Source organism: Marinobacter daqiaonensis (assembly GCF_900115285.1).
Taxonomy (GTDB): domain Bacteria; phylum Pseudomonadota; class Gammaproteobacteria; order Pseudomonadales; family Oleiphilaceae; genus Marinobacter; species Marinobacter daqiaonensis.
The window spans coordinates 395,118-418,434 of the sequence record NZ_FOYW01000002.1 but is presented as its reverse complement, the minus strand read 5'-3'; the positions used below and the strand labels follow the sequence as shown (position 1 = coordinate 418,434).

Genomic DNA, 23,317 nt, shown 5'->3' with positions numbered 1-23,317 from the left:
TCTCAGCAAACTTGTGTGTCCTTAATGGGGGTGGCCGGAGGCTTTTCAACGGCGCCCGCAAAAAAAATTTACTTTTTTTCGATGCGATCGTGGTCCCGCTCGGTCTCGTCCCGGTACTCCCCCTCAATGGTGCCGTCGTCGGCACCGGGTCTGCGATTGAAAGGCCCCTGCCCGCCAAACGGATCCGCCCCACTGGAAGTAAAGAAATAGGCATTGCCCTGGCCCCTGACCACCATCCTTTTCATGGCCTGGTGTACCAGCCAGTGCCGTGATCCCGGGATCAGGCACAGAAAGCCGATGGTATCGGTAACAAAACCGGGCGTAAGCAACAGTGCCCCACCGACAGCCAGAACCAGCCCTTCGGCAACCTCCTGTGCCGGTAATTCACCGCTGTTGAGGCGCTGGTTCGCGCGGGTCAGGGTTGCCAGCCCCTGCTGCTTGAGCAGCGCCGCGCCAATGACGGCCGTCAGCACCACAAGACCAATGGTTGGCAGCACGCCGATCATGGTGCCGACCTTGATCAGCACGGCCATCTCGACAATGGGCATGACAATGAAAAGAACAACAAAAACCCGCAAAGGATGCCTCCTGGTGATGATGGGTTTGCCGCGGAATCCGCGGAAATGAAAAGAGAAGGTTTGCCACGGAATCCTCGGAAGGACACGGAAGAAAAGAATGAAAAACAAAAACTGGCTGCAGGTACGTTCCAGTCCTAAGGTTATCCGCCACTCATTTTCTTTCGCTTTTTCCGCGTTTTTCGTGGTTTCCGTGGCTGAATCAGTCTTTTTTTTCCGCGTGCTTCCGCGGATTCCGCGGCAAAACCGAGTCTTTTGGTATACTCGCCAACCCCGAAAACCATAACATCAGGGCATATAATGAAACTTCAAGATTCCGTGATTGCAGTAACCGGCGGTGGCCAGGGTCTGGGCCTGTCCATGGCGAAGCACCTGGCTTCCCGCGGCGCCAACCTGGCGCTGATCGATCTGGTTCCGGAGAAGCTGGATGAAGCCGTGCAGGCCTGCATGAATGCCGGCGGCACAGCACGGGCCTACGTGTGCAACGTGGCCCGGGAAGAAGAGGTGGAGAGCACCTTCACCGCCATCCAGAACGACTTTGGCCGGCTAAACGGCCTGATCAACAACGCCGGCATCTTGAGGGACGGTATGCTGGTGAAGGCAAAGGAAGGCAAGGTGGACAAGCGCATGAGCCTGGCCGAGTGGCAGGCGGTGATTGACGTGAACCTGACCGGCGTCTTCCTGTGCGGCCGCGAAGCCGCCACCCGCATGATCGAGAACGGCGACGAGGGCGTTATCATCAACATCAGCTCCATCTCCCGCCACGGCAACATGGGCCAGTCCAACTATTCCGCCGCCAAGGCGGCAGTAGCCGCACTGGTGGTCACCTGGGCCAAGGAACTCGCCCGCCACAATATCCGCGCCATGGGCATTGCCCCGGGCTTCATCGCCACCGACATGGTCGCCTCCATGAAGCCGGAAGCCCTGGAAAAAATGGCCGCCGGCATTCCCGCCAAGCGCCTCGGCCAGCCGGAAGAAATCGGCCAGACGGCGGCGTTCATCTTCGAGAACGACTACCTGTCCGGCCGGGTGATCGACGTGGATGGCGGCCTGCGGGTCTAGGGATTTTTTCACCGCGGAATCCGCGGAAGAACGCGGAAAGAAAAGACTGATTAGCCACGGAATCCACGGAAAACACGGAAGAAAAGCAAAAAAATATGGGGGCGGATAACCTCGAACCCGGGAGGTACCCGCAGCCAAGTACTTTTTTTCCGGTTCTTTTTTCCGTGTCCTTCCGTGGATTCCGTGGCCAATATATCTTTTGTCTTTTTCCGCGTTCTTCCGCGGATTCCGCGGCGAAAAGAGGTCTTGACGATGGAACCCACCAGGGAGCAGAAAATCTGGCAGGTGGTGCTGGCCGTTCCCGAGGGTCGGGTGGTCAGCTATGGCCAGGTGGCGGATATGGCGGGGCTTGGGCGTCAGGCTCGCTTTGTGGGCCGGGCGCTGGGTAAGTTGCCGGCCGGGCATTCGGTGCCCTGGTTCCGGGTGATTCGTACCAATGGACAGATCGCCTTTCCCCAGGGCTCGGAAGCCTTCGCCCGGCAAAAAAATCTCCTTGAGAAGGAAGGTATAGAGGTCATCAACGGCCGGGTTCCGATGGGTCGTTTTCGCTGGACTCCCTGACAGGTGCGAGAGCGTCCAGGCGCTCGCCGTTTTTCTTCATGTACATGGAGAGCAGAATGGCCGGTATGCCCATGAGTCCGGCCACCAGGAAAAATTCCGCGTAACCGAAGTCCGCCACCACGATCCCCGAAAACCCGCCCAGGAACTTGCCCGGCAGCGTCATCAGCGAGCTGAACAGGGCGTACTGCGTGGCCGTGAATGCGGCACTGGTCATGCTGGAGAGCCAGGCGATGAGGGCCACGTTGGCAATGCCGCCACTGAGGTTGTCGGCACTGACCACCAGCGCCAGACTGACGATGTCCGGGGGCATCTGGGCAAGCCAGACAAACAGCAGGTTGGTGGCCGCAGTCATCACCGCACCCAGTACCAGGATTCGCCGCACGCCATAGCGCACCACCATGACCCCCCCCAGCATCGAGCCGGCAATGGTCATGAAGAAGCCGAATATCTTGGTGACGTCCGCCACCTGGGTCTTCGAGAAACCCATGAAATCCAGGTAGAAGGGGTTGGCCATAACCCCCATGGCGATATCGGAGATGCGGTAGACCGCAACCGTAATGAGAATGAGGATGGCCAGCTCACGATAACGCTGGAAGAAATCCAGGAACGGCCCTACCACAGCGGCGGAGAACCAGCCCATCAATCGTGCCAGGCGTGGCGGCAGGTGGGCGCGCTTACCAGCCTCCTGCTGGACCCGATGGGCAATGTCCGCAGCGGCGGCGTAATGGTTGACCTGGGGTTCCCGAACGATCAGTACCGTCAGCATACCCACACCTACCAACAACGCCATGACCTGATAGGAGACTTGCCAGCCCCAGAATTCCGCCAGATATAGGGCGCCCGCGCCGGCTACCAGCAACGCCACTCGATATCCGAAAATGTAGGTGGCTGCCAGGGCCGCCTGCAGACGGTCTTCGGCAATTTCGATGCGGTAGGCGTCAATGGCCACGTCCTGTGTGGCTGAAGAAAACGCCACCAGTAACCCGCAAAGGGCCATCATCTCCGGTGCGGCGACCGGATCCACCGTCGCCATGAGATACAGGCCCGTGGCTATGCCGGCCTGGGCAAGCAGCATCCAGCTGCGCCGTTTCCCCAACAGGCGATCCAGCACCGGCAAGCGGAGGCGATCCACGATCGGCGCCCAGAACACCTTGATGGAGTAGGTAATGCCCAGCCAGCTGAAAAAGCCGATGGTGGCGGTCTGCACCCCCACGTCCGCCAGGCGGGCGTTCAGGGTGGAGAACACCAGGAGGAATGGCAGGCCGGCGGAAAAGCCCAGGAACAGCAGGGCTGCCACCTGCCAGCGGGTGAAGGTATAGAGCGTGTCCTTCACCCAGGCGGAATCAATCCTTGAGAAAATGGGCTACTCCAGCTCAGTCACGGAAGTTGTTGAATTGCAGCGGCAGGTCAAGATCGCTCCCCTTGAGCATGGCGATCGCCTCCTGAAGGTCGTCCCGCTTCTTGCCCGTCACCCGCACTTTATCGCCCTGGATGCTGGCCTGAACCTTGAGTTTGGCTTCCTTGATCATCTTGACGATCTTCTTGGCCTGATCGGTTTCAATTCCCTGGCGCAGCTTCAGGTGCTTCTTTACCAGCTTGCCGGACTTGCTCTCGCCGTCATCGTCAATGGCGCGGGTATCTATATCACGCTTGGCGAAAGCCATGCGCAGCATCTCCAGAAGCTGCTCGATCTGGAACTCCTGCTCCGCACTGAGGGTAATGGTCTGGTCATCCAGCTCGATATCCGCCTCGACATTCTTGAAGTCCCAGCGGTTGCCCAGCTCCCGCCTGGCCTGGTCCACGGCATTGGTGACTTCGTGCATGTCGATTTCGGAAACGATATCAAAAGAAGGCATGGTGTTCGGTCTCCTGATCTTGAAGCTTACTGGGGCTGGGAAAGGACCATAGCATAGCGGCAAATGGCGGCCACATCGACCCTGGCCGGCGGACATTTCAGAAACCCGGTAATCGGGCGAGGGAGAGGAGAAACACGCGGTAACAGACAAACACACAAGGCCAACAGACCCGTTACCGGCAAAGCAGTATTCTAGCCATGTGGATCGGGGGAATGGTGTGGTATCCCCTGGCAGTATCCATACCCAACGGTGAGGGAGTCTGCTGTACCCTCACCGGCATTTTGGGACCCGGTTGTGTTGTTTCAGGCAGTTCGATCTTTCCTTGTTTGTTGTTCTCTGGCCAGCCCCTCATCGGGTTGGCCTTTTTTTTGGTTTTTTTTGCCGCGGAATACGCGGAAGTACGCGGAAAAAAACGAAAAAGATATATTGGCCACGGAATCCACGGAAGGACACGGAAAAGGGACAAAGAAAAAAGACCCCGTGGTTGCGGGCACCTTCTCGCTCTGGGGTACCCGCAACCCATTTCCTTATGCTTTTCTTCCGTGTTTTCCGTGGTTTCCGTGGCTAAATCAGTCTTTCCTTCCGCGTACTTCCGCGGATTCCGCAGCCAATCAGGCCTTAAAGCTTGCGGCCCTTGCCGGCGGCAATTCGCAGCCGCAGGGCGTTGAGCTTGATAAAGCCTTCGGCGTCTTTCTGGTCATAGGCGCCCTGGTCTTCCTCGAAGGTGGCGATCTTCTCGTCGAACAGGGAGTCTTCGGACTTACGGCCCACTACATCGACGTTGCCCTTGTAGAGCTTCAGGCGCACGGTGCCGTTGACGTAGTGCTGGGTCTGGTCGATCAGGGCCTGGAGGGCTTCGCGCTCCGGGGACCACCAGTAGCCGTTGTAGATGACTTCCGCATAACGGGGCATGATGCTGTCTTTCAGGTGGGCGACTTCGCGGTCCAGGGTGATGGACTCGATGGCGCGGTGGGCCCGCAGCATGATGGTGCCGCCCGGGGTTTCGTAGCAGCCGCGGGACTTCATGCCCACGTAGCGGTTCTCGACGATGTCCAGACGGCCGATACCGTTGTCGCCCGCCAGCTTGTTCAGGGTTTCCAGCACCACGTGGGGCTTCATGTCCTGGCCGTCGATGGCAACAATGTCACCCTTCTTATAGGTCAGCTCCACATAGGTGGGCTTCTCCGGGGCGGACTCCGGTGAAACGGTCCAGCGCCACATGTCTTCCTCGGCTTCCGCCCAGGGGTCTTCCAGGTTGATGCCTTCATAGGAGATGTGCAGCAGGTTGGCATCCATGGAGTACGGGCTCTTGCCCTTCTTCTTCTCCACTGGAATATCACGCTCGTCGCAGTAGGCCAGCAGCTTCTCGCGGGAGTTCAGGTCCCACTCGCGCCAGGGAGCGATGACCTTCACGCCGGGCTTCAGGGCGTATGCGCCCAGCTCGAAACGCACCTGGTCGTTACCCTTGCCGGTGGCACCGTGGGAGATGGCATCGGCGCCGGTCTCGTTGGCGATTTCCACCAGGCGCTTGGCGATCAGGGGGCGGGCAATGGAGGTACCCAGCAGGTACTCGCCCTCATAGATGGTGTTGGCGCGGAACATGGGGAACACGTAGTCGCGGACGAACTCTTCGCGCAGGTCTTCAATGTAGATTTCGTTCACGCCCAGCTTCTTGGCCTTCTCCCGGGCCGGCTCCACTTCCTCACCCTGGCCGATGTCGGCAGTAAAGGTCACAACCTCACAGTTGTAGGTGTCCTGCAGCCAGCGAACGATAACGGAGGTATCCAGGCCACCGGAATAGGCCAGCACCACCTTCTTGATATCAGACATGCCCTTGCTCCTGCGATTCGATAAAACGAAAAATAGGGTCTGACCCCATTTTATTGACTCGGAAAAGAAGGCGCATATTGTACGGGAGTGCGGGGGGAATGGCTATTGGGTGGGCCTTGAGCTCGCCGCGGAAGAAAACAAGGAAAGGGTTAGCCACGGAATCCACGGAAGGACACGGAACAAGACCAGAAAGAAAAGAGCTTGGGTGCGGGTACCCTCCGGTTTCCAGGTTACCCGCCGCCCTTTTTACTTCGCTTTTCTTCCGTGTTTTCCGTGGATTCCGTGGCTAAAAAAAGCCTTTTCCGCGTACTTCTGCGGATTCCGCGGCAAATATCAGACCGCAGCCGCAGAACGCTGCTGGCTGGTCACTTCCTCACGGATACCGTCCCAGCCCTCTTTCACGGAACGCAGCAGGTTTGCCACTTCGTCCAGCTTGGCCATGTCGTTCTTTGCACTGGCTTCCAGCAGGGTGCGCTCCATGTAGTCGTAAAGTGCTTCCAGCCGCGCGGCCAGTTCGCCGCCCTTTTCAAAGTCCAGAAAGCTACGCAGGCCGCCAATGATCTCGATAGCCTTGTTGATCACCTGGGCCTTGCCGGCGTAGTCCTTCTGCTGCATCCGGGCCTTGGCCATATTGATGCGTTCCAGGGCGCCGTTGTACAGCAGCTGGATCAACTTGTGGGGGTCAGCGTCGGTGATGCTGGTCTGGGTGTTGACGCGCTGGTATGCCTGTAGACCGTTCATAGTTAACCTCTTTGTTCACCGGCTTGGGCTGGTGTTAATCAGTCGCTCCCGGGAGCGGACCTAGTTGTCGCGATTGTTCTGGGGCGCCAGCGCCGCCAGCTGCTGAGTGACGTAGTCACGGGTACTGTTGAGCTGTGAAATAAGGGAGTCGGCGGCGCTGAACTGGGCGACCAGGCGTTCACGGTAGGACGTTATACCTTCCTCCAGCCGCACCCGGCTCTCCTGGATCTGCTCCAGTTCCCGGTTCAGGCTATCGGTCCTCGACTCGATGGCACCGTCGGCTCCAACAACATTCGTCACGAGGTTCACCGTGCGTTCGGCGACCCCTTCGATAAAGGTAATTGACCCCCGACTGCCGGTCTGGTCGCCGAGGATTCGCACCTGGAGGCCTGAAGCTCCGCCGTTGCCGCTACCCAGGAACAGAACCTGTCCGTCTCCTTCCGCGGTTCGACCATCAATGGTCCCCGCCACATCCAGGCCACTGGTACTGGTGTTGGTGTCCAGCCCGAAGGTAGCGCCATTTTCCGCACTGGTCAGTGTGACGCTGGAATCCTTACCGTAGGTCGACGAGGTAAATGTCAGCATGCCAGCGGAATCCACACCAACCTGGACATTGGTACCGGCCGCATTGAGAGCATTATTGCTGTCGAGCTGCGCCTGAATGTCGTCCAGTACCTGCTGCTGGGTGAGACCCGCGCCCTGGGTCAGCTTGAGGCTGACGCTGGTGTCGCCGTTCACCTGCAGAGTCATTTCGTCGTTGGTGTCGGTAATATCAAAAGTGGCAGCGAGAGCGGTGCCGCCGGTCAGGCTGCCCGGGGTCGCGGCCTGGGTGACATTGATATCGTATTTCCCCGGCTCAGTGGCCGTGCCGCTGCGAACAAACTCCACCTGGCCATCCGTGGTTCGTCCCTGCTCCGCAAACAGAGCCGTAACATCATCCGGATTATTCTTGAGCTGCTCTTCAAATTTCGACCGGTCAAACTCCAGTCCTCCGGTCTCAAAATTGGTGGTAATGCCCACATCCGCCAGGCTGCGCACACTGGCATTTTCCAGACCAGGTACCACGCGGGTGAGTATCTGACGCATCTGGCTCTGGATGTTTCGAACGGTGGAGTCGCCGTTCAACAGGCCACCAACGCCCGCCTCGGCGTTAAAACCCGCAAGGCTGTCGATAGTGCCTTGAAGGCCGTTAAACTTGTCAACGAAACCCTGGACTCGGTCCGATACCGCGCCCAGATCCTGCTTCACCTTGATGGTGGACTGTCCCACGGCAGAAATATCGAAGGTCAGACCGTCAATCACATTCTCAAAGGTGTTGCTGGAGCGGGTAACTGTCACCCCATTGACGCTCATTACGGCGTCCGTCGCCGCGATCGTTTCAGTCAGGCCAGCACCCGCATCCATGCTGCTATTAAATGCGAACCGGGATAGTCCGTCATTATCGGTGTCGGTACCGACATTGTCGCCGGAGACCGCGATGCTGACCGCGTTCGCCGTGCCGGTTTCATCCGCGGAAAGCACCAGTTGGTAACCACTGCCGGTATCGATGACACCGGCCGAAACGCCTGCGTCAGAGTCATTGATGGCGTTCGCCAGGCCCTGAAGTGTGTCGTTACTGCTATCAACTGTGATGCTGGTGACCTTGTCTCCCACGGTCAGAGTCATTTTTCCCTGGCCGACACTGGTGGCGTCACGGTCTGCAAAAACCGTTTGGGACGCCAGAGCCTGGGCAGAGGCCAGACTGGTCACATCCACGTTATAGGTGCCCCGACTGGCCTTGGTGCTGTCGACGGACACCGCAATGTCTTCATTAGAGGAGCTGGCGGAAAATGCCTTCAAGTTATCCGGCGCGCTCAACTGGCGCATGGGCAGGCGCATTTCAGTCACGGCACTGCGCAACTTGCCGTAGGCCGACAGCAGGGCTTCGGTTTGCTGGGTTTGCCGGGACAGCCGGTTTTCAGTGGGCTTGCGCTCAGCAGCCACCAGCTGATCCACCAGATCGGAACTGAGAACCCCCGAACCGATACCTAAAGACGAAATACCTGCCATAACCTCTGCCTCCTCATGGGGGCGCCTGATTGCTACTGTTCAGTTTATCGGCAGGAGGCGGCAAAACTTTGCCCCTTTTTCCAGATTCCCGGTGCCGATTTGTAACAGCCTGTAACAAAACTTTTTTAGCCACTGAATCCACGGAAGGACACGGAAGAAAAGATTTTTAATTATTTATTTTTCCGTGTTTTTCCGTGGATTCCGTGGCTAAACATTCTTTTTTCCTTCCGCGTTCTTCCGCGGATTCCGCGGCAAACATCCATAACGCAGAACACCGCCGGACCCTCTAGGGATGCGGCGGTGCTGGATAACCGTTGTTGAAATCAGGCCAAAAGCGGCAAGCTTTTATACCTTGATGTTAAACAACGTCAGCGGTTCGTCCTGCTGCAAGTTCTCTGCCAACCTCAATGCAACCTCATCCGGAATCTGGCGGATTACTTCCTGGGTCTTCTGATCAACCACCCTGACGATGGTCTGACCCTTGTCGTTGTCCACCTCGAACTGCAGGTCCCGCTGAACGTTCTGTACGAAATCGTTCAGCTGGGTAACGGCGTCATCCAGTTGCTCCCGCTGGGCTTCGCTGCGCTCCTTCAGCCTTTCGGCTTTGGAAGGCTCGATGGCCTGCTGGGCGGGCTGGACTTTCGTCGTGCTGCCTGCGGATGCGGAAGCAAGGTCGGAGGCATTCCTGCCTGCGGCCTGAGATGACGACAGTGCCCTTGCCGGTGACTGATCGCTGGCACGAACCAGCTTCAGATCCGGGCTGTTCAGGTTAACGTCATTCATCGCTTTACCTCGCTATCCTGGAACGGCGTAAAACCGGAGCCCGAAGGCTCCGGTGGTCAGCCGTCAGTCCCAACTTACTGCAGGAGGGACAGAACCTGCTGTGGCCGTGCATTGGCCTGGGCCAGGACGGAGATACCGGCCTGCTGCAGTACCTGGGACTTGGAGAGCTTCGCAGTTTCTGCAGCGAAGTCGGCATCCAGGATACGGCTGTTGGCGGCACTCAGGTTTTCTGAGGTGGTCGCCAGGTTCGCGATAGTGGAATCAAAGCGGTTCTGGACCGCACCGAGCTCACTACGAATACCATTTACCGTCTGCAGAGCTGAATCGATGCGCTTAATGGCGTCGTTTGCCTTGTCAACGTCAGCAACACTGACTGTGTCAATTGAGCCTGTGGCCGCCTTTGTTTGACCATCTTCGAAGCCGGCAACAACTTCATTGGTTCCGTTCAGTGTGATGCCTTCCAGAGCCTCGATGGTTACCTGGCCGCGCTGGACTGTATTAATTGATGCGGAGGCAAATCCTTGAGTGCCAGTTGCGACGGTTCCTGTGCTAGTGCTTATTTCTTGAGCTGTGATGGTAAAGTTCTTGCCATCATCTTGCGTGAATACGATACCGGAAGTGGCGGCGGCAGTAGCTTCAGCCGTAAAACCTTCAATACCCGCGGCACTTGCTTGCTCATTGATTGCCTGGGCAAATTCCGCCTCAGTGATGGTGTCGGCGTCGCTGTCCGCGGTCACAGAAACGGTAAAAGAGGCGGTGCCTACGGAGATATCCGCCGAGTATGTCCGCGCTTCACCAGCAGTAGTAGAAGCGCCAATATCCGCGAAAGCGACTTCGTTGATGTTAGTAGCTGTCACGGACGTCAGACCACTGACGTTCGCATCCTTGATCGCCTGGGCAATTGATTCCGCGGAATCACTGTCGGAGGCGCCAATTTCCACGGACGGACCGGTGCCGACCTGGATTTCAAGATCACCAGCAGAGAGCGCACCAGTCACGTCGGTACCTTCCAGCGTAGCCAGCGACCCGATCTGATCACGACGGGTACCCTGGGACAGGTCCACACCAATGGTCTCCCCGGCGTTGGCACCAACCTGGAAATCCTGTTCTCCAAAACTGCCGTCCAGAACCTTGAGGCCGTTGAAAGCGGTCTGGGTGGAAATACGCTCCACTTCCGCAAGGCGCTGCTTTACTTCCTGGTCCAGGGCCTGACGGTCAGACGCGCTGTTGGTGGCGTTAGCCGACTGAACGGCCAGATCACGGATCCGCTGGAGGTTGTTGGTGATTTCATCAAGTGCACCCTCGGCCGTCTGGGCCAGGGAGATACCGTCGTTGGCATTCCGGGTGGCCACATCCAGACCACGAATCTGTGACTGGAAGCGAGTGGAGATCGCCAGACCAGCGGCGTCATCCTTGGCGGAGTTGATCCGCAGACCGGAAGACAGACGCTCCAGAGCCTGGTTGCTCAGGTCCTGAGACTTCTGAAGCTGGTTCTGAGCGCTGAGGGACGCCACGTTTGTGTTAATACCGAGAGCCATAGTGCTTCTCCTTCGACATCTGTCGTCATTTCATGGAAAAGGTGTGGCGCCCGTTCTCTGTTTTTGGGAGCGCCGCCCTGTTGCACTGCTTAACGGCCCTGGAATGGGTTCCTTTAGAAAAATTTTCGCGAAGTTTGTAAAGGAATGTAAAAGAACTATACGGAAGGGCAGGTTTGGCCACGAGATCCCCGGAAGTACGCGAAACTGAAAAGAATTTGTCACGGAAACCACTGAAGAGCACTGAAAAGAGAACTCCACATAAATCACAAGCCAACCAACCCCATGCGCGCCTCTTTAAGTTTCGTCCGGAAGTTCCGCCCCATGGCAGCCATGCGAATAAACCCTATTTTTCCCTGTCGACTGCCTGAAAAAGCGGCAATCTGCTTCCCTTCGCTCGCCAGTCTTCTGTCAACCCGCTATCACGCAAAGGCTTCTCAGATTCAGACTTTTTTTTAAAAAACATGACCCTACTGACAAACAGAGAAAACTGGCACGTCCTTCGCTTGAGGCTCGGTAACACGGCAATTTAACGAATTACTGCCGGCAGGATTACCCGGATTCGGGAATCAGGCTTCCGGCACCTCTGAGCAGGGAGAATTGTTATGCCTCAGGTCATCAATACCAACATCGCTTCGCTGAATGCTCAGCGGAACCTCAATGAATCCCAGACAGCGGCCAATGTCGCGTTTGAAAGGCTGTCTTCGGGCCTGAGAATCAACTCCGCCAAGGACGATGCCGCTGGTCTGGCGATTTCCACTCGTTTTCAGTCCCAGATATCTGGCCTGAACGTGGCGCAGAGAAACGCCAGCGATGGGATCTCCCTGGCACAGACGACAGAAGGGGCGCTTGGAGAGGTAATTGACAACCTCCAGCGGATCCGTGATCTGGCGGTTCAGTCGGCTAACGCCACTAACAGCGCTTCAGACAGACTCGCCCTGGATCAGGAAGTGCAACAGCGAATCGAGGAAATCGCCCGTATAGCCGATCAGACCACCTTTAACGGCCTGAAAGTCCTCGACGGATCGTTCGGAGAAAAAACCTTCCAGGTGGGCGCCAACTCCGGTGACACCATCAGCGTTGACCTGTCTGAAGGTTCCCGGGCCGACCAGATTGGCTCGCTGGCCATCAGCGGCTCGCGCCAGGTGACCGACCAGCCTCTGGCTGATGGTGACCTGACCATTGCCGTGGGCGAGAGCGAGGCCTATCCGGTACCGGGCACCGGCACAGATGCATCAGCCAAGGCCAAGGCCGAAGCCATTGAACGGGCCAACATCCCTGGACTGCCGACAGTCTCCGCCACTAATGTCCAGGACCTTGCCTTTACAGCTGTCGCAGGTGCGACAGGCTCAAATGCCGGCACCGGCACCTACTCCATCAAATTGGCTATCGGCACCAGCACGGAAACGATTACGGCAAACATTGACGGGCCTACTGGTACTAACGGCTCTACTGCAGACACCCTGACCACTGAAGAGCTTGCCGCCGCGATCAACGATGCGGGAATCGAGGGACTTTCGGCTGACGCCGCCAACGGTACTACATTGACTCTCACCGACTCCCTGGGGCGCAATGTCACCATTACCGCTGAGTCCAAGACGCTTGTTACAGACACATCTGTACCGACGTCTTCGACCACCGATCTCGCGTCAACAGCTGCCGGATTTGCGGCCGCAGACGTCGGCGCCGTCGGAACAGCTACCAAATACGGACAGATCAGCCTTGAAGCGCTGGACACCATCAAAATCGGGGGTAACGCCCCGGGGAAAGCCGGATTCCTGGTTGATGAAACCATTTCCGTTTCCGGCAACCTAGAGGGCGTTAACGTCAAGACCGTAGGAGGCGCGGAGGATGCAATCAAGCGTGTCGACTCAGCGCTAACCAGTATCAACAGCATCAGGAGTGAACTGGGCGCAATCCAGAACCGGTTCGAATCAACCATTGCCAACCTGAGCACGACCTCAGAAAACCTGTCAGCGGCCAATAGCCGCATTCGCGATGCAGACTTCGCAGCGGAAACCGCCGAGCTTGCCCGTACTCAGGTGCTCCAACAGGCGGGCCTGTCGGTCTTATCACAGGCGAATGCACGCCCTCAGCAGGTACTGCAGTTACTGCAAGGGTAAGTTCAAAATAACGGAGGCGCCCCGGCCGGGGCGCCCCTGAGCCCTTCAGTCACCTGATGATGTTTGCGCCCAAGGGCCATATGCTAGAGTGGCCCGATTTACACCACCATCGTGGAGACCGTTGTGGTTCAGAATAAAGCCCTCGAGTTTGTACAACGTAGAGAAGCGAATCTCCGCTTTTTCCAGAAAGCCTATCCGAGTATCTATTCCCATTTTGCGCACTACCAGCTCACCAGGGCTGAAGTGATCATCAGCAATGTTGAAGACGAGGTCGACCTGCAGATAGATGGCAGGTCTCTGTACGAAGGTAAAGGCAGGCAGAGAGCACACCAGGGCGTCGAACTCTTCAAGAACACGTTCAGTGCCGGAAAACTGTTACCGTCCCTTCCGCCTCCGTGGCCTGGCGATTATTACCATCCTCGATTTGCTCATATGGCGGTGGATAGCATTGTCCGGGAATCGCCACTGTCCAGAACGTCCTACATGGGCTACCCAATACCCAACTTTTACCCGCTTGTTGTTTTTCAGGGCGTGGGCCTCGGGTATCAGATCGAGGAGCTTGTAACGACCTCTGAGGTGGAAAATGCCATTATCGTCGAACCAGACCTTGATATTTTCGCAGCGAGCCTGCTGACCGTTGACTGGGCCAAGGTATGTTCCCGGTTTCAGATCAGCGGACGATCCCTCAGATTTCTGATTGGCGTAGAGAAAACGGAAGAGACGCTTTGGCCCAATCTGGTCAGACATCTCATGCATTTTACGCCGGTGTTTCCCGTGATGAACCTGTTTCTCAACGAAAGGGGTGACTCCACCATGGCGGCCGTCGCAGAGCGTATAAACCGCGAAGCGCTAGCCACCCTGACGACCTGGGGCCACTACGACGACGAGGTTCGCCAGTTAAATAACGCCCTCCACGCCTTCCATCATGGCATAAGAACCATTCCGCCAAAGGGGAGCGTCGTCTCTGAAACTCCAACCCTGATCGTGGGTAGCGGGCCCTCGTTGGATGACCGCATCGAGGATATAAAATCGGTTCGGGATAAGGTTATTATCGTCAGTGCTGGAACCGGATTAAGGGCTCTTATTAAAAATGACATTTATCCTGACTTTCATGTCGAGCTCGAATCGGATTATCTCAACTACCGCGTAATAAGCTCCTACGACCCTGACAAGCTCAAGGCCATAAAAATCATAGCAGCTTCCCAGATCTGCCCGCTGATATGGGGGCTCTTCGGGGATCAACGCCTCTATTTCAAGAGAGAAAATCCCATTTCCTTTTTATTCGGATCGGCCAATAAAAGCATTTCCGGAGGCGCTCCAACCTGCACCAATGCGGCCATCGCAATTTGCAGTCAACTCGGCCTCCGAAATATATTCCTCTTTGGCACCGATTTCGGGTTCAAAAGCCACGACAAGCACCACTCCCAGCGTTCCGTTTACATGGAAAGTGAAGATGACGTAATCGGAACAGAATTGAAGGAAGGGGCAAGCAAAACTTTCACTAAAGGTCGCACCTTCTCCGTAAAGGGTGTGAATGACAGCGTCGTTCACACAACACCTATATACTTTACCGCGAAAAGGGCGGTTGAAAGTTTGATCGTATCAAGCCACGTATCCCTTCCGAAAACCCGATTCTTTAACTGTGCCGACGGCGCTGACATCGAGGGGGCTGCGTGGCTCTCAAGAGAACAATTCAGGGAATCGGCTTCGTCGCACGGTGATCCGTCGGAAAAACAGCGGGCCCTCGACCTGATTTTCAATCCGGATGCGGAAACCGTCTCCCTTGATGACCTGCAAGCCAGCCTGGAAAATACGAAAGAAAAACTTCGACTTCTTTCGACCAGGATCGGAAATATTCTGAAAAGCCGGCGAATAAGAGGAAAGAAGGACATTACCAGGCTGTCTTCTGAGATCAGCAGATACGTGGAAGGCGAACTGAATCAAAACGATCCAGGCTTCTACTATATGATTCGTGGAACCCTGCGTCATTTTCTATACGCAGGATTCTCACATGCGATAGCGATGGAGGACGAGCATGACATCGCGGTTTACCTGAGCCGTTGGCAAAAAGCATTCGCGGATTGCCTGTCGGAACTGCCTGGTCACTTTGAGTCCGTCACCAACAAGAAATATTCACTTGAATCCGACCCGTGGATTCGTCAATCGATAAATGATCCGGAATTAATTCCTTCCGCGAAAGACATTGTGAAATAGGGGACGAGGTGCCGGCGGCTTGAGAAGGCTACCGGCACCTTTTTTACGCGACGTGCCCACGCTGACTGCTATCGACTCTCCGCATCCCATGTTTTTGCAGACCGCTTTGTAGAAACCATGATTTTTCCATTGTGATAAATGGTTCGGTCCGCATTTCCATCGCAACATCAATTTTGGCACACCCTTCGCAACACCTCACCCAAACGCACTGCAAACCGTCAAAAAACTGCAGACCTTTGCCGCCCTTGCCGCGGCCTGGTTGATGAGGTGTTCCATGCAAGCACAGTACAACGTTCAGGTTCCCGACTCCCACAAGGCCGAGGTGGCGCGGCTGTTGATTGAGGCAAACCTGGCCTATAGCGAGTCCAACCATCCCCAGCGCCGTTACATCGAGCGGATCAAGGCGCGCCAGGGGTGCCGGCAGTTGCTGAACCAGGCCCTTACGATGCAGCCGGATCACGCCGGAGCGCTTGGCCTGCTGGGCCGTGTGGAAATGGATGATGGTGAGTTGGACCGGGCGGCGAGCCTGTTTGAAAGCAGCCTGAAGCATCAGCCGGAGCAGCCCCAGCAGTACTGCAACCTGGGCTACTGGGCCCTGAAGACGGAGCGCCCGGCCAAGGCGGAAGCCTACTTCCTGAAGGCCCTCGACCTGGACCGGCAATCCGCCGCCGCTTTCTGTGGCGTGGCCCATGCCAAGCGGGAGCAGGGCCAGTTCGATGTGGCCTACCTGCACTACCGCAAGCTGATCCAGCTGGGTATGGACTGGCCGTCGGTCTACAGCGGCATGCTCAAGTGTGCGGCGCGGATCGAGGTGCATCAGGCGAACCATGAGCTGGCCCTGGACGCCATTGCCCTGCTACGCCGGGAAGAACTCCCCCATCAGGAGATCGGCCGTTTCTGCGCCGCCATCCTGCGTCAGCAGTACGACCTGGACAACCCCAATGCCGAAGTGTTCCTGGACGCCGCGGCCGAAGACGAGCTGCTGATCCTGGCCCTGGAAAAGACCCTGATGCCGGACGCCGGTATCGAGGAGCTGGTGACACTGCTGCGCCGCTCGGTCCTCGCCGAAGTCGCACACACCGTATCACTGCGGGACGAATTGCAGCCGCTGACCCTGGCCGTTGCCCGCTATGTGGACCGCACCGGCTATGCACTTGTGGCGGCCGATGATGAACAGAACCTGATCGACACCATCAACAATAGCATCGCCGCCCAGTTCGCCGTGCGGGAGCCGCTGGAAGCCCTGGTGGGATCAGTGATGGTCAGCGCCATGTACGGCGCCCTGTTTCATCAGGATTTCGCGGTACAGCTGGGCCAGTGGTCCCTGACCGAATGGCCCGCGGCCCTGCAGGGTGTGATGGCCGCCAGCTATTACGACCGGGCCCTGGACGAGGCTACCAAACAGAATTTCGAGGAAAAGGCGGACGAGCTCTGTCTGGCCCGCTCTGATGTGCCCCAGGCCTGGCCCAGCTGGAATCACCTGGCCTACCACGCCGAGACCAGCCTGAAGGCCATCATGGCCCAGGAGCTTGGCCTGGACACAGCAGACCTGGCCGGCACCCTGAGAATGATGATCTGCGGCGCCCAGTCCGGCCAACGGGCCCTGGAGCTTGCCCATTACCTGGACGATGTGGAAGTCATCGCCGTTGACGAATCCCTGGCCAATGTGGCGACTGCTACCCGCCGTGCAGAAGAGCTGGGACTGACCAACATCGTGTTCTGGCCCTGGTCGGTGGCACGGCGCTTTGTGGCCGACGGTCACCAGGTGCACTGGATCGAAGTGGGCCGCCTGCCCTCCCCCGCCATGGCCGACCTCTCCCTGGCGGCGCTGGTGAGTGAAGCCTCTACCCGGGGGGCGGTGGTGCACATGCACACGGCCGTTGAGGAACAGACCCGTGGCGATGCCGAGATCCGCCAGCTGATCAGGGCCCACAACCTCCAGCCCACACGGGACTCCCTGCGTCGCCTCCGGCGCATGGCCCTGAACAACCGCCAGGACCCGCTGTGGCAGGACCTGTTGAAGGAAGAGGACTTCTACGGCCTAGGCGGCTGCCGCGACCGCTGGTTCCGGCCCCAGGACGTCAAACAGCTGAAGGACCTGATGGGCCTGGTCAGCAACGAAGTGGAATGGAAACTGGTCAAGGCCAGCGACCAGGACGGCCACAGCCTGGCCCTGGCACCGGTGGCCCGGCAGGTGCGGGCCGAGGCCCTGGGGAGCCAGGTGCAGAGCCTGGTGGGGCAACCGCTGTCCGTTTACTTCGTGCGCCGCCGATAAAGAGTTTTTGCCGCGGAATCCGCGGAAGTACGCGGAAAAGAAAGGATTTGCCACAGAATCCACGGAAAACACGGAAAGAAAAGAAAAAATTGGCCACGGACCACACGGACAAGCGCGGACAAAAAGAAAAGATCATTCGGTTTGGTCTCTTCGTCCGTGAGGGTCCGTGTGGTCCGGTCACAATCTCCTGGTTGCTCTAGCGCCACGCTCTCTGAACCAGACTGATTCGGGCTACCCCGCTGAGCTATCTGCTCTGAGTAGCAATATAACTTCCTCCAGCACATGCCGGAAATCACCGGACTTCAGTCTGGCAATTTCTTTAAGGAGGATACTCTGGTGAGCGGTGAAGAGCTTGCCCGGTCTTGCGTAGCTGATGCGATGGAGGGAACCGGAGGCGAACTGATCTTCTTTAAGTTCGATAGATAGCGGATCGTAGGCTTTGCTGGTGACCTGACAGAGGATGTAATCGTCCTGCCCTGCGGCAGCCAGCACAATGGCGGGGCGGAGTTTTTGCTGAGTCAGATCCGAAAACGGGAAACGAATAAGAACTACGCTTCCTTTTGCAAATGCTCCCATGCGTTGTCCTCATCCTCATTGAGCCAATCGCCTGCCAGGGCGGATTCCGCCGCGGGCAGGATCTCTTCCTGAGATTCATCATCAAGCAACGTAATCAGGACACGCCGCCTGCCCTTGATCGACACCTTCTCCAGCCATTGGATACGGCCAGATTCGTCAATGACGGCTTCCACTGTATTCAACATGCTTGCTCCCGACTGAGCGTTCGATGGTTTCATTGTGACACCATGGGTTTGTAGCCGCAAATGAGGGGAGGAAAAGAGAAAGACCGGTTTAGCCACGGAATCCACGGAAAACACGGAAGAAAAGCAAAAAAATGGGTTGCGGGTAGCCTCAGAACTGGAGCCTACCTGCAGCCAGTTTCTTTTCATCTTTCATTCTTTTCTTTCCGTGTCCTTCCGTGGATTCCGTGGCTAAAAATAAGGAATCAGCGACTCCCCATACAGATGCAGCTCCTCCAGGATGTGCATCTTCTCCGGCGACAGGTTCGGGTCGGTCGCCAGTCTTTGCAATTCCTTTCCGAACGCTTCCAGTGACAGCCAGCCTTTCTTGGGCTCCATCAGGCGTTGGCGGCGAAATTCTTCCCAGCGTTCCATTTCCTCGTCCATGAGGGTATGTGGGTAGTTTCTGGCGCGGTAGCGGAACAGGAGCTCCTGCAGGCGGTCGTCCTCGAATCTTACGTCCAGCTCGCCGAGTTGTTCCGGGGGCTGGCTGATGACCCAGTTGAGTTTTTCCCGGTCGGTGTTGCTGATGAAGCCGCCGCTGTAGAGCTGTTCGTCCGGGTCGGTGAGATCGCTTTCCCGCTCGTGGCCGAAGGCTTCGGCGATTTTCCGGGGCAAATCCTTTGCGGTGCGAAGGGTGGCCAGGTTCTGCCTGAGGGTGTTGCCATCCAGTTCCAGCGCTTTGAGATGCTCCGGGCTCAGGGTCTTGAGCATGGTGCCGGGGGCCAGTACCGGGCACTTGTTGAGCTGGACGCCCTTTAGGGGGAAGCGGGCAACGCCCTCCTCCATGTCCGCCTGGGCGGTAAAGACCCGTTCGCGGATCTGCTCCGGGCTGGCGCCGATAAGCTCGGTGGGATCCTCGCGGAGGTCGTAGACGATGACCTGGTTCCGGTTGGTGGGATGCTCCGCCACCGGCGCCACCATGGCACAGCAGCCGCGACTGGCCGGGTACTTGGAAGATACGTGGAACACCGGTTTCATGGCGACGGTGTCCAGCATGGCCCGGGCGGCGTGCTTGTCCTTGTTGCTGAGCACAAACTCGAACAGTTTCGGCTGCTTTTCCCTGATCAGTCGTGCCAGGGCGATGGTGGCTTCCACATCGGACATGGCATCGTGGGCGGCTTCATGGCTGATGCCGTTGGCGGCGGTCAGTTCCTCCAGCCGGAAGCTGGGGCTGCCGTCTTCCTTGCGGGGCCAGTTGATGCCCTCCGGGCGCAGGGCGTAGGTCAGCCGCACCATGTCGATGATGTCCCAGCGGGAGTTGCCGTTCTGCCACTCCCGGCCGTAAGGGTCCCGCAGGTTGCGGTAAAGGGTGTGGCGGGTCACCTCGTCGTCGAACCTCAGGCTGTTATAGCCGACACCGCAGGTGCCCGGCTGGCTGAAGGCCTCGTTGATGCGGTCGATGAACTCCGCTTCGGGATAACCATTCTCCAGCGCCTTCTGGGGCGTGATGCCGGTGATCAGGCAGGCCTCCGGTGACGGCAGATAATCATCGGAGGGTCTGCAATAAATCACCAGCGGGTCTTCTATGATGTTCAGATCGGCGTCGGTGCGCACACCCGCGAACTGCGACGGCCGGTCATGGATGGGGTCTGCACCGAATGTCTCGTAGTCGTGCCAGTAGAATGAGCGGATCACGCCTGGGCTCCCGGGTTATCGTTCAGCTGCGGAGTGTACCAGTTTCCGGATGTGAGGCAGTACCGGGGGGGGGGTTTGCAGGGTTTGACGGTTGCCTGCTTATTTCAGGTCGGTTTAGCTGTATCATGGCCCTGCTTAGGGACTTCACCTGAACCCCGTCTTTGTGGCGAGCCTGTATTTGATGAAAACCCGAATCCTCATCTGCGATGACTCGGCGATGGCCCGCAAACAGATGGCCCGCGCCCTGCCCCAGGACTGGAAAACCGAGCTGCTTTACGCGGAGAACGGTCGCCAGGCACTGGAACATGTCCGGGCCGGCAAGGTGGACCTACTCCTCCTCGACCTGAACATGCCGGATATGGACGGCTATACGGTTCTGGAAAGAATTCTTCGGGAGGACCTGCCGGTAATGACGCTGGTGGTCTCAGGTGACATCCAGCCCCAGGCCTGCCAGAGAGTCAAATCCCTCGGCGCCATCGATTTCGTCAGGAAACCGGTCGAACGCGGTGTGCTGGCCGAACTGCTGGAGCAGTTCGGTCTCTATCAGCCCGACCCCGATTCGCCACAGCCCCGCAGTGCCTGGCCAGAGGTTCCGCCGCCCTTCAGTGTTGGTCTCTCGGATTATCTGCAGGAAGTGTCCAACGTGGCCATGGGCCAGGCCGCCGACCTGCTGGCCCGTTTACTGGATGTTTTCGTCAAGTTGCCGGTGCCCCGCATCACCACCGTATACCGCACCGAGCTGAGCATGGTGCTCAAGTCCGCGGCCGAACATCAGGACACCTACTCGGCGGTGTGCCAAGGTTTCACCGGTGCAGGACTCGCGGGAGAAGCGCTGCTGCTGTTCTCGGACTCCAGTATCCAGGACATGATTTCACTGCTGGGTTACGACGAGGTGGAGTCCGATTCCCTGGAGATCGAGGTGCTGATGGACATGTCCAGCATTCTCTTCGGTGCCTTCCTGCGGGGAGTGGGTGAACAGATGGACATCCATCTGGGGCTGGGCCAGCCCATGGTCCTGGGTCGCCACCGGCGGGTTGACCACCTGGTGGAGTATCACAACCAGCGCCAGGAAAAACTGATGTGCGTGGAGATTCCCTATCGCCTGGAGGGGTATGACATCCAGTGCGACCTGCTGGTGTTCCTCACGGAGGAATCCATCCGCCAGCTGGAACTCAAGCTGCCCTACCTGACGGAATGATCATGGCCGACGACAACACCCCTGAAAACTCCGGTTATCATGCCCTCGCCACCCTGTTGGAGTCCATCGAGGTGGGCCTGGTTGTGATCGACCTGGATTACCGGGTCAAGGTCTGGAACGGTTTCATGGAAAACCACAGCGGGATGACAGCAAACCGCATCCAGAACCAGTCCCTGTTCGAGGCATTCCCGGACCTGCCGAAAACCTGGCTCACCCGTAAGGTCCAGTCGGTGGTCACACTCAACACCCGTACCTTTACCTCCTGGGAGCAACGCCCTTACCTGTTCCGCTTTCGCAATACACGGCCCGTCACCGGCACGGAAGAATTCATGTTCCAGAACCTGACCATCAGCCCGCTCACCGGCACTGGCGGCCAGGTGGAACAGGTATGCCTGATGATCTACGACGTTACCGACGTGGCCAGCGGCCGTCGCGCCCTTGAGCATGCCAATGAACAGCTGGAGCGGCTCAGCTCCACTGACCGCCTCACCGGCCTGCTCAACCGCGGCACCTGGGAGAACCTGCTGGACGCCGAGTTCGAGCGCTACCGGCGCTATGGCCATAATACCGTGCTGGTAATGTTCGACATCGATCACTTCAAGCAGGTGAACGACACCTATGGCCATCTCATCGGTGACGAAGTCATCCGGGAAGTGGCCCGCATCACCCGCGAAGCCCTGCGCCAGGCGGACCGGCCGGGACGCTATGGCGGCGAGGAGTTCGGCATCATCCTGCCGGAAACCGATATCGACGGCGCCCTGGTCATCTGCGAGCGGATCAGGGAAACCCTGGCCACGACCGTTATCCACACAGACGACGGGGACATCCGCTGCACCGTCAGTATGGGACTGGTCCAGCTCACAGATGAACCGGAAAATTACATGCAGTGGCTGCAACAGGCGGACGACGCCCTGTACCAGGCCAAGGAAGGCGGCCGCAATCGAAGCGTCGCCATCAGACCATAAGCTCATCCATGTGTTGCCGGTAAATCCTCTTCAGGGTTGACCAGCGCCAGGCCGTGGGAGGCGAGGGCCCGGGCCCGCTCGCCAGCAGGCTCTGGAGAGCGTCCGCGGCGCCGCGGGCCTCGGCGCCCGGATCCTCTGGCAAGCTCGCGTAACACTGAACCGGCGGTACATATTCCGGGTAGGCCAGGCGATCCGGCGCCAGGGCAAGGCATCCCGCGGCCATGGCCTCCAGCATGGCCAGGCCCTGGAAGTCGTGCAGGGCGGTGCTGATGACCACATCGGCATCCGCCAGCAGCCGGTCATAGCCTTCACGGTTCTCCTGGAATCCCCAGTGCAACAACTGGCCTGCGAACTCCTCCCGGATGCTGGCAAAGGCCTCCGGCCGGCTGCGGAACTGCTCCCCCACCACGCTGAGCCGGAAGGGCTGCTCCCGTCGACGCAGCTCCCGCAACAGGTAAAGCAGTCGCTCAGGAGCCTTGTCGTATTCCCAGCGGTGGTTCCACAGCAGATGAGGACACTCGAAGTCCACCGGAGCACTCCGGTTCGCAAAAAGCCGATCCTCAATGGGTACTGGCACGACATGACACTTGCCACGAACCGTCTCGACGACACCGGCGGGAACCCGGTCGGGCAGCCGGTCCAGAAACCGGCCGATGCCCTCGAGCAAGCTGTCCCGGTTCCAGGCCGAGTTGAACAGTATGCGGTCCGCCGCCAGGGCGCTGTAAAGGTTCACCATCAGGGGTTCGACGCTGCCGTGCTGGCGCCCGGAGTCCGGGTAGGCGAACTGGTTCTCGTGCATGTAGAGCAGGCAGGGAGTCTGGGCCAGCTGTGGGTTCAGCCCTTTCAGCGTGGCCAGGTCCACCATGGAGGTGGCGATAATCAGGTTCCAGGGCGTCTGCAGCTCGGGTACGCCCACCCAGCTCAGGGGATTGCCGCGGATTCGCCAGCGAAAGAACCTCGGCGGCAGCGTCAGCAGGCCCCAATGGTATCCAGGTAACTCGGCCACCAGCTGTTTCCGCCAGCGAATATGACTGCCGGCATCGTAGGCGGACACCAGAAGAATGCGTTTCGGTGCGGTCATGGTCTGATTATTCAGGCGCTGGGGGATGAGCGCA

Annotated in this window: 19 protein-coding genes; 7 read left to right on the top strand and 12 right to left on the bottom strand. The window is 58.1% G+C overall.

Translation table 11 applies throughout. From position 1 onward, the window contains the following. Positions 1 to 68 precede the first annotated feature (68 nt). On the bottom strand, positions 69 to 578 hold the full coding sequence (locus tag BM346_RS14650; protein ID WP_092014719.1) for an FxsA family protein: 510 nt from the start codon (positions 576 to 578) through the stop codon (positions 69 to 71). A 297-nt stretch (positions 579 to 875) separates the two neighbouring features. Here BM346_RS14650 and BM346_RS14645 point away from each other — a divergent pair, with 297 nt between their 5' ends. Further along, positions 876 to 1,637, top strand: a complete 762-nt coding sequence (locus BM346_RS14645; protein WP_092014716.1) for an SDR family oxidoreductase — start codon at positions 876 to 878, stop codon at positions 1,635 to 1,637. Between the two features lie 252 nt (positions 1,638 to 1,889). After that, entirely contained in the window at positions 1,890 to 2,198 is a 309-nt protein-coding gene (locus BM346_RS14640; protein WP_092014714.1) for an MGMT family protein, read from the top strand. On the opposite strand, the gene BM346_RS14635 is transcribed toward BM346_RS14640, so the two are convergent. The 7 genes from BM346_RS14635 to BM346_RS14605 all read right to left on the bottom strand — a co-directional run bounded on the left by BM346_RS14635 (position 2,155) and on the right by BM346_RS14605 (position 10,995). Next, entirely contained in the window at positions 2,155 to 3,531 is a 1,377-nt protein-coding gene (locus BM346_RS14635) for an AmpG family muropeptide MFS transporter (RefSeq protein WP_227662992.1), read from the bottom strand. The genes BM346_RS14640 and BM346_RS14635 overlap by 44 nt on opposite strands. 40 nt (positions 3,532 to 3,571) lie before the next feature. Continuing rightward, positions 3,572 to 4,054 carry a YajQ family cyclic di-GMP-binding protein gene (locus tag BM346_RS14630; protein ID WP_092014711.1) on the bottom strand — a complete coding sequence of 161 codons (483 nt, stop codon included), beginning with the start codon at positions 4,052 to 4,054 and terminating at the stop codon, positions 3,572 to 3,574. 618 nt (positions 4,055 to 4,672) lie between these two features. Then, on the bottom strand, positions 4,673 to 5,884 hold the full coding sequence (locus tag BM346_RS14625) for an argininosuccinate synthase (RefSeq protein ID WP_092014708.1): 1,212 nt from the start codon (positions 5,882 to 5,884) through the stop codon (positions 4,673 to 4,675). A 333-nt stretch (positions 5,885 to 6,217) separates the two neighbouring features. Then, complete coding sequence (gene fliS, locus BM346_RS14620; RefSeq protein WP_092014705.1) at positions 6,218 to 6,625, bottom strand: flagellar export chaperone FliS; 408 nt, start codon at positions 6,623 to 6,625, stop codon at positions 6,218 to 6,220. A 60-nt stretch (positions 6,626 to 6,685) separates the two neighbouring features. Continuing rightward, positions 6,686 to 8,674, bottom strand: a complete 1,989-nt coding sequence (gene fliD, locus BM346_RS14615) for a flagellar filament capping protein FliD (RefSeq protein ID WP_092014702.1) — start codon at positions 8,672 to 8,674, stop codon at positions 6,686 to 6,688. Positions 8,675 to 9,019: 345 nt separating this feature from the next. After that, entirely contained in the window at positions 9,020 to 9,457 is a 438-nt protein-coding gene (locus BM346_RS14610) for a flagellar protein FlaG (RefSeq protein WP_092014699.1), read from the bottom strand. A gap of 74 nt (positions 9,458 to 9,531) precedes the next feature. Continuing rightward, positions 9,532 to 10,995: a flagellin N-terminal helical domain-containing protein gene (locus BM346_RS14605; protein WP_092014696.1), complete on the bottom strand. Its 1,464-nt coding sequence runs from the start codon at positions 10,993 to 10,995 to the stop codon at positions 9,532 to 9,534. A 602-nt stretch (positions 10,996 to 11,597) separates the two neighbouring features. Here BM346_RS14605 and BM346_RS14600 point away from each other — a divergent pair. The 3 genes from BM346_RS14600 to BM346_RS14590 all read left to right on the top strand — a co-directional run bounded on the left by BM346_RS14600 (position 11,598) and on the right by BM346_RS14590 (position 17,604). After that, positions 11,598 to 13,115: a flagellin N-terminal helical domain-containing protein gene (locus BM346_RS14600; protein WP_092014693.1), complete on the top strand. Its 1,518-nt coding sequence runs from the start codon at positions 11,598 to 11,600 to the stop codon at positions 13,113 to 13,115. Positions 13,116 to 13,238: 123 nt separating this feature from the next. Beyond that, positions 13,239 to 15,329 (top strand): motility associated factor glycosyltransferase family protein, encoded by a 2,091-nt coding sequence (locus tag BM346_RS14595; protein WP_092014690.1) that lies wholly within the window; start codon positions 13,239 to 13,241, stop codon positions 15,327 to 15,329. Positions 15,330 to 15,603: 274 nt separating this feature from the next. Further along, complete coding sequence (locus tag BM346_RS14590; RefSeq protein WP_092014687.1) at positions 15,604 to 17,604, top strand: tetratricopeptide repeat protein; 2,001 nt, start codon at positions 15,604 to 15,606, stop codon at positions 17,602 to 17,604. A 231-nt stretch (positions 17,605 to 17,835) separates the two neighbouring features. Here the strand turns inward: BM346_RS14590 and BM346_RS14585 are convergent, their stop codons facing one another. From BM346_RS14585 to sbcB, 3 genes are read right to left on the bottom strand one after another with little or no spacing between them, the layout of a single operon-like run. Continuing rightward, positions 17,836 to 18,180, bottom strand: coding sequence for a type II toxin-antitoxin system PemK/MazF family toxin (locus BM346_RS14585; protein ID WP_092014684.1), 345 nt, complete (start codon positions 18,178 to 18,180; stop codon positions 17,836 to 17,838). Next, positions 18,153 to 18,551, bottom strand: a complete 399-nt coding sequence (locus BM346_RS18300; protein ID WP_227662993.1) for a hypothetical protein — start codon at positions 18,549 to 18,551, stop codon at positions 18,153 to 18,155. Before BM346_RS18300 ends, BM346_RS14585 begins: the two co-directional genes overlap by 28 nt. Before the next feature lie 42 nt (positions 18,552 to 18,593). Beyond that, complete coding sequence (gene sbcB / locus BM346_RS14575; protein ID WP_092014679.1) at positions 18,594 to 20,039, bottom strand: exodeoxyribonuclease I; 1,446 nt, start codon at positions 20,037 to 20,039, stop codon at positions 18,594 to 18,596. 181 nt (positions 20,040 to 20,220) lie between these two features. On the opposite strand from sbcB, the gene BM346_RS14570 reads away from it, so the two are divergent. Beyond that, positions 20,221 to 21,237 (top strand): response regulator, encoded by a 1,017-nt coding sequence (locus BM346_RS14570; RefSeq protein WP_092014676.1) that lies wholly within the window; start codon positions 20,221 to 20,223, stop codon positions 21,235 to 21,237. Positions 21,238 to 21,239: 2 nt separating this feature from the next. Beyond that, positions 21,240 to 22,202, top strand: a complete 963-nt coding sequence (locus BM346_RS14565) for a GGDEF domain-containing protein (protein ID WP_092014674.1) — start codon at positions 21,240 to 21,242, stop codon at positions 22,200 to 22,202. On the opposite strand, the gene BM346_RS14560 is transcribed toward BM346_RS14565, so the two are convergent. Continuing rightward, on the bottom strand, positions 22,192 to 23,283 hold the full coding sequence (locus BM346_RS14560; RefSeq protein ID WP_092014671.1) for a tRNA-queuosine alpha-mannosyltransferase domain-containing protein: 1,092 nt from the start codon (positions 23,281 to 23,283) through the stop codon (positions 22,192 to 22,194). The two genes, BM346_RS14565 and BM346_RS14560, sit on opposite strands and share 11 nt — an antisense overlap. Positions 23,284 to 23,317 lie beyond the last annotated feature (34 nt).